Annotated in this window: 11 protein-coding genes and 1 pseudogene; 11 read left to right on the top strand and 1 reads right to left on the bottom strand. The window is 40.4% G+C overall.

The genetic code is table 11. The annotated features are described in order from the left end of the window. Positions 1-108: 108 nt before the first annotated feature. A pseudogene (locus V7K25_RS30705) lies at positions 109-345 on the bottom strand (IS110 family transposase); the annotation flags it as partial. A gap of 909 nt (positions 346-1,254) precedes the next feature. Between V7K25_RS30705 and V7K25_RS30700 the strand changes: the two are divergent. From V7K25_RS30700 to V7K25_RS30650, 11 genes are all read left to right on the top strand, one after another. Continuing rightward, a complete protein-coding gene (locus V7K25_RS30700) occupies positions 1,255-3,117 on the top strand; it encodes a GMC family oxidoreductase (RefSeq protein ID WP_335163564.1) in 1,863 nt (620 codons plus the stop codon). 168 nt (positions 3,118-3,285) lie between these two features. Continuing rightward, positions 3,286-4,386, top strand: coding sequence for a ferritin-like domain-containing protein (locus V7K25_RS30695; protein ID WP_335163562.1), 1,101 nt, complete (start codon positions 3,286-3,288; stop codon positions 4,384-4,386). 46 nt (positions 4,387-4,432) lie between these two features. Continuing rightward, entirely contained in the window at positions 4,433-4,909 is a 477-nt protein-coding gene (locus V7K25_RS30690) for a hypothetical protein (RefSeq protein ID WP_335163560.1), read from the top strand. 94 nt (positions 4,910-5,003) lie between these two features. Next, positions 5,004-5,672 (top strand): pentapeptide repeat-containing protein, encoded by a 669-nt coding sequence (locus V7K25_RS30685; RefSeq protein ID WP_335163558.1) that lies wholly within the window; start codon positions 5,004-5,006, stop codon positions 5,670-5,672. A 554-nt stretch (positions 5,673-6,226) separates the two neighbouring features. Beyond that, positions 6,227-7,339, top strand: a complete 1,113-nt coding sequence (iolE, locus tag V7K25_RS30680) for a myo-inosose-2 dehydratase (RefSeq protein ID WP_335163556.1) — start codon at positions 6,227-6,229, stop codon at positions 7,337-7,339. A 222-nt stretch (positions 7,340-7,561) separates the two neighbouring features. Further along, positions 7,562-7,954 carry a YybH family protein gene (locus V7K25_RS30675; RefSeq protein ID WP_335163554.1) on the top strand — a complete coding sequence of 131 codons (393 nt, stop codon included), beginning with the start codon at positions 7,562-7,564 and terminating at the stop codon, positions 7,952-7,954. A gap of 299 nt (positions 7,955-8,253) precedes the next feature. Continuing rightward, a complete protein-coding gene (locus V7K25_RS30670; protein WP_335163552.1) occupies positions 8,254-9,261 on the top strand; it encodes a sugar phosphate isomerase/epimerase family protein in 1,008 nt (335 codons plus the stop codon). A gap of 237 nt (positions 9,262-9,498) precedes the next feature. Further along, positions 9,499-11,469 (top strand): galactose oxidase early set domain-containing protein, encoded by a 1,971-nt coding sequence (locus V7K25_RS30665; protein WP_335163550.1) that lies wholly within the window; start codon positions 9,499-9,501, stop codon positions 11,467-11,469. Between the two features lie 72 nt (positions 11,470-11,541). Next, a complete protein-coding gene (locus tag V7K25_RS30660; protein ID WP_335163548.1) occupies positions 11,542-11,847 on the top strand; it encodes a hypothetical protein in 306 nt (101 codons plus the stop codon). 90 nt (positions 11,848-11,937) lie between these two features. Further along, positions 11,938-13,365, top strand: a complete 1,428-nt coding sequence (locus tag V7K25_RS30655) for a Dyp-type peroxidase (RefSeq protein ID WP_335163546.1) — start codon at positions 11,938-11,940, stop codon at positions 13,363-13,365. A 237-nt stretch (positions 13,366-13,602) separates the two neighbouring features. Beyond that, positions 13,603-15,591 carry an amylo-alpha-1,6-glucosidase gene (locus tag V7K25_RS30650; protein WP_335163544.1) on the top strand — a complete coding sequence of 663 codons (1,989 nt, stop codon included), beginning with the start codon at positions 13,603-13,605 and terminating at the stop codon, positions 15,589-15,591. The last annotated feature ends 51 nt before the right edge of the window (positions 15,592-15,642 follow it).

The following is a 15,642-nucleotide window of genomic DNA, read 5'->3' as shown; positions in this document are numbered from 1 at the left end:
TGTTCCGAAGTTAAAAAGTTTTTGGCTGGTGGTGGCATAGTTATTTTCAATCGACTCTGCATTTATATTATGCAGCTTAAATGCCGATTAGCTTATCACGTTGACGGATATAACACAGATTTCGTCTTCTGGGCGAAAAGAACCTGACAACAATCCATAGCTGTGCAACTGTTGCAACCATTGACAGTCTAAAACATCTGTCTTGCGTCCAGGCAAAGTTTTGACATAGTGAGCATTCACAAGCTTAACTTCAAAGCCACGAGTCTCTAGAATTTGAAATAATGGAATCCAATAAACACCTGTTGATTCCATTGCTACTGTCTCAACTCCACATTCAGCTAACCAATCAGGGCGGCCGCATCATGTCAATAAGTAAGGTCTATTATCAATAGAGTTAAAAGTAATGTCATTAACTCTTGCTTATTGCGAAAAGATTAGGCGATCGCTTTGGGGCTTAAAAAATAATTAAACGCGAAATCCTGATTTTTTCGTTGGTTCTTAACCTTCGTTGTGATCAAGAGTAATTTAGATGCGTTTGCCCTGGCTAACCAATCAGCAATGGCGTATAGATCAGCCGTATAACAACCAAAACGCCGAACGCATTCGTTAGGATGCACGATTGAGAGAACGGTCTTAACTGTCAAGACAAAATGCGAGTATAAACTTTTTCCGTACTTTTTATTCCGTTTCTTTCATCCATCGCGGACATATCGTCCATCAACCGCTTTTGTCACTCTGGAGAAATAAAAATTGGGGCTAAATGATGAGACCTAGATTTAGTGAGAAGATTAGCGATCGCTCAATCAAGGAGATAACGGGAAAAGTCAGGATAGTAAATCAGTTACGTAATATTACTGATTGACACCGCGTATTTACGGTGATGATAATTATGATGTTGTTTCGAATACATAATTTATAAAGTCTGTAAATAAAATACACAATTCATCTACAAATTCAGAAATTGGCTATTAGAACCGTCTTCATTCTGACAAGATGCGTTTGCCTTCCTATTTCGTGGAATTAGATGTTTGCAAACTAGCATGTTACTAAACTTTATAACAAGTATACAGTACCTAAGGAATTTTCTTGAAGAAGTTGATGGCAGCCCAAGAATAAGTCCGTCAATATTGACTTCCTTAGATCGGTGATGGAGTCTTTAATAAGGATATTGCTGAAGCAAAAGTCCTCTCATTGAATATCTGGAGATATTGCCAAATAGATTTATGTCAAAGAGTAACTTTTAAGGAGTAACCGATGAGCCTAAATCAGACAATTGTAAATGTCGATTCTGAGACTGTCTCTAAAACGTTGTATGATGTCGTCATCGTAGGAACGGGGGTAGCTGGAGCCATTGTTGCCAAAGAATTGAGTCAACAAGGCAAGAGGGTTTTAATCCTGGAAGCTACGGTAGAAAAGGATTTTACCCTTGCAGGCTTTCAAAGTTACGTCGAAACCTTCTACAAAGCCGTGGAGAAAAATCCCAACTCTCCGTATCCCGCTAACTCCAATGTTCAAAGCCCCACTGATTACAAAGACTATTTTATAGAGCAAGGCCCCATGCCCCTTTCGGGTTCCTATACACGGGTTTTGGGTGGAACAACGATGCACTGGGAAGCAAAAACCCCACGCATGTTACCGGAAGATTTCAAGTTATACAGTAACTACGGTCAAGGTCTTGACTGGCCAATTGAGTATAAAGACATTGAGCCATACTACCGCAAAGCCGAGTACGAAATGGGGGTTTGTGGGGACGTAGATGAGCAAAAAAAAGTAGGCCTCGAATTTCCAGATGGCTATGTTTTCCCGATGGAAAAGCTTCCCCCCTCTTACTTGGATCAGAAAGTTATTGAGAAAGTTAATGGGACTACAGTTGAACTTTATGACAAGGCCCATACATTAAGCTTTTCTACATTTCCTCAAGCTCGAAATGGAGTACCCAATCCTAAATACGATAATGGTAACCGCTTTGTTGCCGATGGAGTTACCAGTGTGCATCCTGTTCAGTATGGGGAGCGTTGCCAAGGAAACGCTAACTGTGTTCCCATCTGTCCGGTTCAAGCGAAATATGATGCTCGCAGAACTTTAGCTAAAGCCTTTGAAACCGGTCGGGTTCATGTACTCTACCAAGCAGTGGCTTATCAGGTTGAATACGATCGCGAAAATGGTCGTGTCACTGCTATTCACTATAAGCGTTATGAGAACCCCAATTCTAGTGAGTACACTACAGGAACCGCTAGAGGAACATTATTTGTCTTAGCGACTAATGCCGTCGAAAACGCTCGGCTATTGCTCGGTTCTGATTTGCCTAACACCAGTGGGATGATAGGGCGGCATTTAATGGATCACCCTTTCACCTTAGCTTGGGCTTTGATGCCTGAAGTGACTGGCACTATGCGAGGGCCTCTTGTTACATCGGGAATCGGAACATTTCGTAAAGGCGATTTCCGTAAAAGACAATCTGCCTTCGCGGTAGATATTCATAATGATGGTTGGGGATGGGCAACCGGATCGCCCAAGGGTGAAGTGGAAGATGCAGTCGATAACAAGCACAAATATGGCCAAGAACTTCGCCAGACATTGATTAGTCGGATTTCACGACAACTACTGCTAGCTTTCATGTGTGAATTACTCCCCGAGTACAGTAACCGAGTAACCATCGATCCGAGGTACAAGGATAAACTGGGTAATTATCGTCCCGTTATTAGCTTCAACCTACCAGACTATAGTCGCAGAACCCTTGCCTACACCAGAAAAGTCTCTCGTGTAATCTTCGAGCGTTTAGGAGCGGAAGATTATACCAACTACGATCCTAAAGACCCTGCCTATTTTGAGTTTGAGGGTGAAGGTTACGTATACAAAGGCGGAAACCACTTTTCGGGAACTCATATCATGGGAGCGACCCCATCCAAGTCAGTTGTTGATAGTGATCTGCGTTGTTGGGATCATAAAAATCTTTTCCTAGTTGGTGCAGGAAGTATGCCAACCATTGGCAGTTCAAATACAACATTGACCATTGCCGCGCTGAGTTTTAGACTTGCCGAGCAGATGCTTCAAGAATTAAATTCTCATAATTTGCAAGCCAGTAATTTGCAAGCCAGTAATTTGCAAGCCAGGTAAGGCGTGTCAGCAATTAAAATTACGCTCCATCAGTGAAAGGCTTTGTGCGCTTTTAATCTAAAACTTCATGATGGCTGAAATTCAGCGCTAAATAGCGTTATAGGGCTATTTAATCATACGCCCTAGTAGCCCTTACACAGTCAAAAAATATTGCGAGTAGACGTAATTATGACTACAGTCTCTGATAGCTTAAAGTTGATTACAACGGTTGACCAATTGAAGTACTATCTCATACAGGCAATGAAGATAGAACATGCAACCATTCCCCCTTACATGACAGCACTTTACTCCATTAAACCCGGAACAAATTTAGAAGCTTTCCATATTATCCGGGCGGTTGCTGTAGAAGAAATGCTACATCTAACTCTCGTGGCTAATGTTTATAATGCGGTAGGAGGATCGTTTGAATCACCAGTCCTAACGGACTATCATTTTATTCCCATATATCCTAGCTTTCTACCCACGGGATCTACGGATTTTAAAGTAGGTTTAAGCAAGTTTTCCGAAGAGACGATAAAGACCTTTCGTAAAATTGAACGGTCTCAACACGTTCCAGAAGGTGAAGCATTAGTTGCATCTCGAAGCTTAGAAGAATATTTGTTCAATATTATAGGCTACGATCCGACCAAGGCTTTCTACAGCATTGGCTTATTTTATGCAGAAATCATTCGTGGTCTGAATGCACTCTATAAAGAGAAGGGTCCCGATCTATTTTGTGGCGATCCTAAACGACAAATCACTCCAGAATACTACTATAACGGCGGTGGAGACATCATCCCAGTAACCGATCTGCGTTCAGCCATACGAGCCTTAAAAGTGATTCAAGATCAGGGTGAAGGGTCAAGAAGCGAGACGATCTATGATGCAGAGCGAGAACTAGCCCATGACTATCGTTTTCAGCAAATACTATTAAAGCAATATTATGTCATTGACAAGGATGATCCGACAAAATCTGATAAGCCCAATGAGCCTACAGGTGAATCCTTTACCGTAGATTGGGACGCAGTTTATCCGATTAAGGATAATGCCAAACTGAGTGATTATCCCGAAGGATCAGAAGTGCGTGCAGCAGCCTTAGAGTTTCTGTCCGCCTATAGTGACTTCTTAACCAAGATTGAATACGCCTTTAATGGACATCCTGAGCATTTGATTCCCGCAGTTGGGGGAATGTTCCGCCTCAAAGAACAGGCTAATAGTTTAATGCGTAACCCCATTCCAGGCACTCCAGGGGTTAATGCGGCTCCTATTTACAGGTTAGACCAGCCTTAGCTAACTTTGACTTGCGAATCTAAACTTTTGTGGAGGTAAATAACTGATGGATATTAATGCACCTGAGTTTATGGAGTATTTCCTCAATCTCTCAGTGGTTCTTACAGGTTTTTCCAAGTTTCACTTGCAAGGAACAGGCGTTGCTACTCTTTATTTTGAAACCATTCGGGACATAATTGGTGGAGATTTGCTTAGAGAACTGTTAACAAGTTTTCATCAGTTGGAGCTTGAAAAACAAGAAAGCAACCACGAATCAATCGCACAGATTTTGGCATCTGAAAAATTTGGCCCGATCGCCCGCAATATCATTAAGGTTTGGTATATGGCCACCTGGTATACACTGCCACAATCCTGGCGGGATGTTTTTGGAACCAAAGAAAAGGATGGAACCTTTATTATCAGTCCACATGCCTATCCAGAAGGACTTTTATGGTCTGCTATCGGTGTTAACCCACCTGGCGCGAAAGGCCAGGGATATGGGACTTGGAGCGAACCCCCTTTAGTGAGCCTGGCTAAAAGCTAACATCTTTTCTGGGTATCACCTCACTCAACCTCTAAAATAAGACTCATCTTTGAGCCTGACAAAATAGCAACAATTCCTAGTTTTAAGACCAAACATGAGTATTACATCTTGGTTTCGTAGGCTCTCTACTATTGCCTTCTCGATTTTTTTTAGCTTAACGATCTTTACTTTGCCCGCTAACGCTTTCGTTACGACAGATTACCAAAAATTGCTTATCACAAACGCCTGTGTTAACTGCGATCTATCGGAAGCGGATTTATCGAATAGAGATTTATATGGCAGCGCACTCGGTGGGGCAAATCTATCTAAAGCAAATCTCTCTGGTGCCCTACTCAATGATGCAAAGCTTCAAGGAGCTAATTTAACGGGAGCCAATCTATCGGGAGCTATCCTGATGGGGATCACCTTGTCTGATGCTAACCTAACGGGGGCTAATCTTTCTCAGGCAGATTTATATAATGCCCTTCTGAGTAAGACAAAGTTGTTAAACGCGGATTTAACCGGTGCAGATTTAACAGAGGCTATTATCTCTGATGCCGATTTGTCTAATGCTGTGGGGAAAAATGCCAAGCTAAGGGCAGCAATTTTCTCTCGAGCTATTCTATCGGGAGCGGATTTGTCTAATACCTTCATGAGAAATACAAGGTTATCAGAAGCAAAGCTTAATGGAACTAAGCTATCTGGGGCAGATTTGTCTAATTCTGTGATGCCTGACGGGACTACCTATAATGGAGATGTCACTAAGTTTGGTGCTTTGCAGTGAAACTTGAGTCCTGCTTCAGTGTGAATTGAAAAGCGGAAAATAAAAAAATGTAAGGTGGGTTAGTACAATTTCATAACCCACCATCCGCAAACATTGCTGTAAAGCATTGGCAAAATTTTCTCTTATAGGCAAATTTGAGAAAGTTTGACTCAAACACACTAATTTTTGTCATCCCAAAGAGAATCTTGATAAGGGATTAAAAATAGAGAAGACAGTGTAACGGACAAGAACATATCCATTCCTTTTTCCTAAATACTTAAGAATTGAAAAATGTTAATAGGTTCGTAACGATTCTGAAAAGTTTATTAAGCTATTAACTAATGACGAAAGTATCAATTAAAGTGATTCTAAGTATTTACATAATTTTAGTACTTTCAGCAGTAGTAGTTCCCTTTGCAGAATGAAATATTTTTTGAAATTCTGAGCTAATTAATACTTTACTTCATTCGCTTTAACGAGCAATAATCAAATTCTATTTGTTTATTGCTCATTGTAAACACAGTATTAACTCGTAAAAATTGAACAAATTCACATATCTTTGGAATAACCAAACTATGTTGAAACAACAAGGTAAACGTAAGATGAATAACTCTACAGGTTGTAATCAATTCAAGTCTATTGGTCGCTTATTAATTGTGTTAGTAGCATTGGTATTTTTCGGGATGACTTACTTGAGTTTTCCCGCCACTGCCGCTACAAATAGCGACAAAAATTCATATTTAGTGTCTCTGGTTCCGCCTTCAAAGACAACACCTATATTCGATCCAGCAAAAGTTTCTTTGGGCATTACGCCCACGGGTTGGAGCAATGGTGACGATCCTAGTATTGATCTCTATCCTCGTATCCCTTATCAGCAGATTCTGAGTGAAATGGCACTATCTGGCTTCAAAGGCTCGCAAACCTCAGGTAAGTATCCGGAAGATATCGGAGTTTTGAAAAGAGAGTTAAAACTTCGTAACTTGACTATTTCTGAACCTTGGGTGGGAACTGAATTCACTGTAGGGAAGACGGATGAAACCTGGGCTGAATTCAAGAAACAGGTGCAATTTATGAAACAAATTGGTGGCAGCAAAAGTATTGTAGTAGCCGAATTGGGTAACGCAGTTCATCAACAGCCAGTTGCACCTTTGCCTAACAGACCAAAGTTTACTGACAAGCAATGGAATGCTCTTACTCAAGGGTTGAATCAACTTGGTAAAAAAGCAAAAGAGGAAGGTATGCAGATATCCTACCATCCCCATATTGGTACAGGAGTAGAAAACTTGGCTGATATAGATCGCTTGATGGCAAATACCAATCCCGAATATGTTAATTTGCTGCTCGATACTGGTCATTTATACTACGCAGGAGTCGATCCTCTGGAAGTGACAAAGAAATATGCCGATCGCATCAAGCACGTTCACCTAAAAAATATTCGTCAGCCGGTTTTAGATGAGTCTATCAAAAAAGGTTGGAGCTTTTTAGATTCGATCAAAAAAGGTGTGTTTACTGTTCCAGGAGACACCAAAGAAGGTGCAATTGAATTTAAACCAATTTTAAATGAGCTTGCTAATGCCAACTATGAAGGATGGCTCATAGTGGAAGCAGAACAAGATCCTAACAAAACAAATCCTTTGAAAAACGCGCTAATAGCTCGTAGTTATCTACATGATGTGACTGGTTTATAAGCTATTTCAGCAAGTAGTCAGTAGGTCAATTCAAAATTCAAAAGATAAAAATTATGAATTTTGAATTGATTTGCCACATCATTAGGGCTTTTACAGTTATTTCATTAGCAAATTCGTTTTGCAGTGTCATATTCTCTATTGCGAAGAGCGAAATATGATGGAATTTGCCCAATTCTTAGATGCAAATAAGATAATTAAACATTATTTCAACGGAGAATAGGAATGAAATCGAGTGATAAAGAAAAGATCAAAAGTGTCTTTGAAGAAGTATATGCCGCTAATGTTAAATCTGAAGATTTGTGTGGTTACGGCGAGATGTATACAGAAGATGCTCTTTGGATGGCGCCGAATGTCCCCGATCGCGTTGGGATTAATGACATTGTTGAAGGCTTTAGCGAGCAGATTGCTAGCAACAAGATCGATCCCATTTTCACTGCTGAAGAAATCGAAGTCATTGGCGATTTTGGTTATGTCTTAGGAATTTCTATTGCCACAATTCACCCAAAAGATGGTAGCCCATCGAAACTGGTTAAATTTCGGGCATTATGGTTAATGAAAAAACAGGATAATAACTGGAAAATTAGTCGTCAGATTTGGAATACTAAACCCTTATAAAGCTGCGATTTTACAACTTTTGGAGACTTGTAAAATGAACAAATATAAAAAGGGCAAAGAAGAATATCGCGAGATTATTGACTATTATTTCCGCTCCTTTAGAACAGGTGATTTTTTTTAGGTACAGTTTTCTTCTGAGATTAAATTTCTTAGCCCGATTAGTGAAAGGACTATCAATGGGCGTGAAGAAGAAATGCTTAACTGAACCGTATTGATTAATAGGTAGCAAAATTGCTTTAACTTATCAATTAAAAGTTCATAATTTTTGGATTTAACTAGCAATCAACTCAAATTTTAACATGAGCAACTCATCATCTTTGCCTGATATTTACCTGAGCTTCTTCCTGTTTACCGTCAATTTGAATCCTGGTGATTCAGAATATCGACAAACAATTCTAACGCATATAAAAGAGCTTCAAAAATTTGGTTACACTGGCTTTGAATTTCCTATTGCGCCTAACGAAGATAAAAATTATAAAAAAGACATTGAAGATTATGCTAGTTTGCGATATAGTCTGGACTCAGAAGGATTAGAGGATGTAAAAATTACTACTAATGTCGGGGCTACCCGTTCCTTCGATTTAAGTTCTCCCTACTATGAACAAAGACAAGCAGCACTAGAGTACCTCAAGTCAAGGATTGACATAACAGCTGCACTGAGGGGTGAAATTATGATGGGGCCGATTGTCATCCCTTATGGTGTATTTCCAACTACTGACTTTAATGCTCCAATTTGGAGCGATCAACTTCAGGAGCATTTAGCAATTCGCTATCGCAATGCTCAGACGATATTTGATGAATTAGGTCAATACGCAGAGCAACAAAATGTCAAATTAGCAATTGAACCAATTACTCATTGGGAAACCTCTGGTCCTAACAAATTATCGCAATTAATTGAGTTTTTGGATGGAGTTGATAGTAAACAAGTAGGAGTAGTGATTGATAGCGCTCACGAAACTCTTGATGGTGATGGGCCTGAAATATTCAAAGCACAAGTGGCGTATCTTGCCGAACAGGAAAGACTTCATTACGTACAAGTCTCTCCTCCCGATCGCGGGGCACTTCATACAAGTTGGATTCCTTGGCAATCATTTTTAGAACCAATTTTACAAGTCTATGATGGCCCGATCGCAGTAGAGATTTTCAATGCCATTCCTGCTTTTATTAACTCGCTTCGTTTGACTCGACGTAAGTTTTGGATTCCTGGAGAAGATCCTGAAAATAAATATCCAAGTGCCTACGATATTGCCAACGAAGCCATCAAAGCTACTCGAATACAGTTGGATAAAATCAACTATTATTGTTAAGTAGTTTCAGATAACTACTTAGATATTTCTGTCCAAATTATCGAAGGGATTTATCTTGATTGAGCAATCGTCAAATATCTTTGATCGCTTGTGAATCTGATTGTTTCTCTTTTCCTTGCCATCATAGGATATATAAGGGGTTAAATAATCAAATATTTTTCATTTAAATATCATTTAACCTCTTCTTCTATGTTGTGCAATTCATTTCGCATAGGTACTTAAGATTTATCGATTATTATGCTCTTTAATAAAAATCAGATAGTCTCAGTTTTTCTGGCTTTTATTCTGGCTGTAGCTATTATTATCTGTGGCTGGGAACAGGCGATCGCCCAGCCAATAGCCGGTTTAAAAGAAGAAATGGGTGTATGGGAAACTATCCCTATGCCTCCTAAAGAAAATTTGATGCAATCTGTCCATACTTTACTTCTTCCCAATGGCAAGGTGTTGAGCGTCAGTGGTAGTAGTTTTCGCAATACCGTAGTTATTAAAAATGGAGAACCCAATCCCAGCTTTATAGAAGGAGTCAATGTCACAGATTATAATATCATCAACAATACTGCCCTTTTAGATCCTGAAACTGGAAAACTTGAGCGCATTGCTTCACCACCATTCCAGCAATATGGAGAAATCAACGATTTATTTTGCTCCGGTCATTTGCAACTAGCCGATGGTAATGTTCTTTTTGTCGGTGGTACTGGACGATACTACCCTGGAGGAGCCTTTACAGGCTCTAGACAGGTAAACCTTTATGATTGGAAAACAAATAAGTGGTCTGCTGCTGGACAACTCAAAGAAGGACGTTGGTATCCCAGTTTAATTTCACTAGCTGATGGGAAAATAGTTATTTTTTCTGGTCTAAAATACGAGTCTCCCAACCAAGTTAATCCGAGTCTAGAAATTTACGATCCTAAAACCCAAAAACTCCACTATATTGACCTAACAACCGTAGAAAACAGTCCCTTCAACACCAAACTCACAGATGTGGGTGCCTACGATACTATAGACCTCTATCCTCGCGTTTTCCCAACTGCTGATGGCAAACTTTTGATAACTGGAGATGACGCTGGAATTGGTGGGGTTTTGGTCACACAGTCCAGTAAAAAAAGCTATTTAATGTCTATCGATGAAGGCGCAGAGGGTAAATTATCCGTCAGTTTTGAAGTAGTAGCCGACCGGGGAGAGTCGTCTAAAGCTTATGGAACTGCTGTGCAAGTTCCTAACTCTGAAGATGTTTTATTACTCGGAGGTATCATCGGCACCAACGACATCAACTATGGCCGAGGAGGTAATACAGCAGGTTTTCCAAACTGGTCAAGGGTTTCTACTAGCCTACAGCATTGGACATCTCCTCGTAAGAGTGGAGAAAAGAATGGCAAGTGGGAAATTGTCAATAACTTTCTTGATAAGCCAAGAGCTAACCTCCAAACAGTGATTCTGCCCAATCAGGAACTGTTGGTAGTTAATGGCGGTGAATATCCAGAATACAAGCCAGTCTATGAACCTTTGCTAATGACTCCCGATTCCAGGGCTATAGGGGGTTACATTACCAAATCTATGAATCCGGCTAAATTACCCAGGCTTTATCATAATGGGGCAATTTTGTTACCGGATGCTCGTGTTTTGATTATTGGGGGAAATGCCAATCGAACAGCACGGGAAAAAGATGGCACACTTCACGTTAATATCCAGCGAGATCCCCTGAAATATTATTATAAGTTTCCCAAACTGACAGACAAATCAGGTGAGAAGGAAAAGGAATTCAATCTTGAAGAATATTACCAATCTCCTCAAAGTTATTTTATTAAGGAAGACCTTGATAAAGGAGACAAACAACCTTTCGTGCCTTCTGAAATTTGGCAGGCAGAGATATTCAGTCCCCCGTATTTGTTTAAGCCGGGTGCTCGTCCTGAAATAGCCAAATCTCCTGAAATACTCAACTATGGGAAATCTAGTAGTATCTCAGTCAAGGATGCTACAAAAACAGGTTCTGTGGTTCTGGTTAAGTTGGGTTCAGTTACTCATTCTTTCGATTATGGACAAAGATTAGCAGATTTACCAGTCGAAAATGTTGTTTTAGGGAATGAGTCTGCCATCAAATTTAGAGCGCCGAAAAATGCTAATCTTTACCCACCAGGTTACTACATGATGTTCTACCTCACTGAATTAGGTAAACCTTCCCACGCCAAGATGGTAAAGCTTGAAGTTTAAGGAGGCTCGATCAAATATTAAAAAGAATATTTTTTATGATGATAAAATCCATTTTGTAACTACTTCTAACAAATGACATTCTCTCAACCATTGGCGAAATCAATAAAATTTTACTATGGAAAATTTACGCGATCGCCTAGAAGTCGTAGCATAGCAAATAATGGGATTGGAGTGATTACACCAGATCGCTGCTACCAAATTCTAGTTACTGACGAGAAGTTGTCTTGGACAGATTCACTAACCTTAGGTTTAGATGGCTATATATATTTAGATTGCAATCAATTACACCGTTCTGCTCCTCTCAATGCAGGAGAAAATACTTCTATACCACCCTATTATATTTTTCGTTTGAAACCTTTTACTTTAGAAGTTGCGTAGTGTTAAACCAAGTGTCTTACTAAGACTATCTAAAATTATTGATTTTAATCTGCAACAGTTCAATTGTAACTTTACAACCAGAGTTAAGCAATGGCACTAACAGAAGAAGATTTAAAAACCATACCACAAGATGGCATCGATCCAGAAAATCCTGGTAAATACCAAACTTTGCTAAAAGATTTACAGGGAAACATTCTGAATGGGCATGGACGAGATCATATCGTACATCTGTTTTTACAATTTAAACCTGGTCAAGTAAATGCAGTCAAACAATGGATTCAAAACTTTGCCCAGAAATATGTTAAATCTGCCGAGCAGCAGTCAAATGAGGCCTACGAATACCGAACTAAAAAGATATCAGGTGGTATATTTGCTAGTTTATATTTGTCTTGTCAAGGTTATGAATATCTACAAATAAAACCGTGGAAAATACCCGGAGATCAGCCATTTCGATTAGGTATGCAAAATGTTGATATCAAGGGCTTTTTAGGCGATCCAGCACCGGGAGATTGGGAACCAGGATTTCAACAGAAATCAGATGCCTTGCTACTTGTAGCAGATGATAATTTGACAGACTTATCCAAAGCAATTAACGATATCTGTTCAGAATTGTCTCAACTGTCGAAAATACTTCACAGAGAAGATGGTTTTATCCTCAGAAATGCTCAAAAACAAATTATAGAACACTTCGGTTATGTTGATGGTGTCAGTCAACCTCTATTTCTGAAACGAAATATTGCCAGTGCCAAAGCTAATAACTCTGACTTCAGCAAATGGGATCCTCGCGCTCCGCTAAATGCGATCTTGGTTAAAGATCCTAATGGTAAGACTGAAGATAGTTATGGCAGTTACTTAGTTTGTCGTAAACTTGAACAAAATGTCCAAAAATTCCGTGAAGAGGTGCGGAATTTGGCTAAACAATTAGATATTAATGAAACTTTAGCCGGAGCTTTGGTTGTGGGACGGTTTGAAGATGGAACTCCAGTAACCCTCTCAGATTTACCAAGTCAAAGTGCGACATCAACCAATTATAATTACTTTAATAATTTTAATTACGATTTGGATACGCAGGCAACAAAGTGTCCGTTCCACACCCATATCCGCAAAGTTAATCCTAGAGGTGATACAGGTAGAGTAGAGTCTTCCCCAGGTTTTGACGAGGCTTTAAAGGTAGAGAGAATGCATCGGATTGCTCGTCGTTCTGTCAGTTTTGGAGAGCAAGATTGCAGTCAAGAGCCGACAACAGGCTCAGGATTGCTGTTTCTTTGCTTTCAAGCAGATATTGAAAATCAGTTTAATTTTATACAGTCTAGATGGGCAAATCCTAAGCATTTTGTGCAAGTCAATGCTGGCCCAGATCCGCTAATTGGTCAACCAGAGGGAATTCAGAAATGGCCAAAAGAATGGGGCGGATCAAAAACTGAAGAATATGGGTTTAAACTGCCGGTAAAAATGAAGGGTGGGGAATATTTTTTTGCACCTAGCCTAAGTTTTCTCAAAAATTTAGCAAGAACTTAATCGTAGCTTATAAATTAAGTTTAGTTAAGCTCTGTTGGTTGATAAGGCGCTATAGCAATCCTATTTGAATTATCAAATTAGTCATGGAGATAGACAACAGACAACAGATTTTTTCCGAATGATTTAGGATTGCTATGTATTCAAAAACTTTTACCAGCTATATAGACTTGGAGTTAATAAAAGTTATTGATGTGGAAACCAAAACTGAGAATATTGGTGACATAATTAGGTCTATTTATGAGCATCAACTTTGGACGGGAAATTTGTGGAAATCTTAATGTAGCAGAGTCGCGTGAGTGGTTAGTAACCAATGGTAGCGGTAGCTATGCTTCGGGTACAGTAGCAGGTTTATCAACACGGGGTTATCACGGTTTACTTGTGGCTGCACTGCAACCACCGTTGCAGCGAACCTTACTACTAGCAAAGCTAGATGAAACAGCAGAGTATGAAGACAGCTCTTATCCCCTGTTTGCCAATCGTTGGTCAAATGGCACAGTTGCTCCTCAAGGTTACCGCTATATCGAAAGCTTTTATTTAGAAGGAACAGTACCTGTATGGAGTTTTGCTTGTGGAGGTGCGTTATTAGAGAAACGCATCTGGATGCAGCCTGGAGCTGATACTACATATATTCATTACTACTTGCGACGAGCAAAGCGATCGCTTAAATTATCAATCAAAGCATTTGTTAATCACCGGGATTATCACAGCAGAACCCATGCTCAAGAATCGCCTGCCAAGGATTGGCGAATGAATGTAAAAGCGATCGATCGTGGAGTCGGCGTCACAGTATTTCAGGGAGCGCAACCTTTATACTTGTTGACAGATAGCGGTAATGTCTCACTTAATAATGAGTGGTACTATGGATTTGAACTCGCAGCCGAAAAGGAACGCGGACTCAACGATATAGACGATCATCTTCATCCAGCAACTTTTGAAGCCACATTAGAGCCTGGAAGCTCATTTACTTTTGTCGCTAGTAGAGAGCAAAATCCTAATTTAAATGGTGCAATAGCCTTAGACTTACGTCACCAGTACGAGCAAAAGCTGATAGCAGACTGGCAAGCTAAACGATCGCCACAAGCCCCTCCACCTCCTGATTGGGTGCAGCAACTTGTACTCGCTGCCGATCAGTTTATTGTTGACCGACAAGACGGAAAAACCATCATCGCCGGTTACCACTGGTTTACTGATTGGGGTCGGGATACCATGATTAGTCTACCCGGTCTGACGCTTGCCACTAATCGTCCTCAAATTGCAGAGTCCATTCTTCGCACCTTTGGCAAATATATCAACAAAGGAATGTTGCCGAATCGTTTCCCTGACGATAATAAGCCACCCACGGAAGAGTACTATAATACAGTTGATGCAACACTGTGGTATTTTGAAGCCATCCGCCTTTACCTTGCTACCACTGGTGATGACAAGCTATTAGCAGATTTATTTCCCAAACTCGCAGAGATTGTCGAATTTCACCGTCAAGGAACACGCTACAATATTCGCCTCGATCCCAATGATGGGTTGCTTTATGCAGGGCAAAAAGGAGTGCAGCTTACCTGGATGGATGCCAAAGTCGATGATTGGGTGGTTACTCCTCGCATTGGCAAGCCTATAGAAGTGAATGCCCTTTGGTATAACGCTTTGCGAACGATGTCTCAGTTCGCCCAAAAGTTAGGAAAACCTTATAAAGACTATGATGCAATGGCTAATGCCACTCAAAAAGGTTTTAGTCGTTTTTGGAATAATGCCAAAGGATACTGTTTTGATGTTTTAGACGGCCCAAATGGTAACGATGCCTCTTTGCGACCAAATCAAATCTTCGCTGTATCCTTGCCAGAAAGTCCGCTCACTCCTGAACAACAACGGCAAGTAGTAGAAGCGTGCGAGCGATCGCTTCTAACTTCTCACGGATTACGCAGTCTTGCACCTGACGATCCGCAGTATATCGGCCACTATGGTGGAGATCAATTTCATCGTGACGGCGCTTATCACCAAGGAACAGTTTGGGAATGGTTAATTGGTTCATTTGTCTTAGCTCACTTGCGTGTGTTTAAGAACCCATCCGTTGCTCGGCAATTTCTAGAACCGATGCAACATCACCTCTATACTGCTGGAGTTGGAACTATCAGTGAAATATCTAATGGCGATCCACCAATGGAACCTAAAGGTTGTATTGCTCAAGCTTGGTCAGTTGGAGAAGTACTCCGCGCTTGGCTAGCTACAGAGTAATGAGCAGGGGAGGCAGGGGGCAGGGGGCAGGGGGCAGGGGGGCAGGGGAAG

This window comes from Nostoc sp., assembly GCF_036919495.1.
Taxonomy (GTDB): Bacteria; Cyanobacteriota; Cyanobacteriia; order Cyanobacteriales; family Nostocaceae; genus Nostoc.
The sequence above is the reverse complement of the archived record's forward strand: the minus strand, read 5'-3'. Positions and strand labels throughout refer to the sequence as shown.

Bases quoted from the DNA above. Each gene is read 5' to 3' on its own strand.
- V7K25_RS30700 (WP_335163564.1), top strand. From the start codon at position 1,255: ATGAGCCTAAATCAGACAATTGTAAATGTCGATTCTGAGACTGTCTCT.
- V7K25_RS30695 (WP_335163562.1), top strand. From the start codon at position 3,286: ATGACTACAGTCTCTGATAGCTTAAAGTTGATTACAACGGTTGACCAA.
- V7K25_RS30690 (WP_335163560.1), top strand. From the start codon at position 4,433: ATGGATATTAATGCACCTGAGTTTATGGAGTATTTCCTCAATCTCTCA.
- V7K25_RS30685 (WP_335163558.1), top strand. From the start codon at position 5,004: ATGAGTATTACATCTTGGTTTCGTAGGCTCTCTACTATTGCCTTCTCG.
- iolE (WP_335163556.1), top strand. From the start codon at position 6,227: ATGTTGAAACAACAAGGTAAACGTAAGATGAATAACTCTACAGGTTGT.
- V7K25_RS30675 (WP_335163554.1), top strand. From the start codon at position 7,562: ATGAAATCGAGTGATAAAGAAAAGATCAAAAGTGTCTTTGAAGAAGTA.
- V7K25_RS30670 (WP_335163552.1), top strand. From the start codon at position 8,254: ATGAGCAACTCATCATCTTTGCCTGATATTTACCTGAGCTTCTTCCTG.
- V7K25_RS30665 (WP_335163550.1), top strand. From the start codon at position 9,499: ATGCTCTTTAATAAAAATCAGATAGTCTCAGTTTTTCTGGCTTTTATT.
- V7K25_RS30660 (WP_335163548.1), top strand. From the start codon at position 11,542: ATGACATTCTCTCAACCATTGGCGAAATCAATAAAATTTTACTATGGA.
- V7K25_RS30655 (WP_335163546.1), top strand. From the start codon at position 11,938: ATGGCACTAACAGAAGAAGATTTAAAAACCATACCACAAGATGGCATC.
- V7K25_RS30650 (WP_335163544.1), top strand. From the start codon at position 13,603: ATGAGCATCAACTTTGGACGGGAAATTTGTGGAAATCTTAATGTAGCA.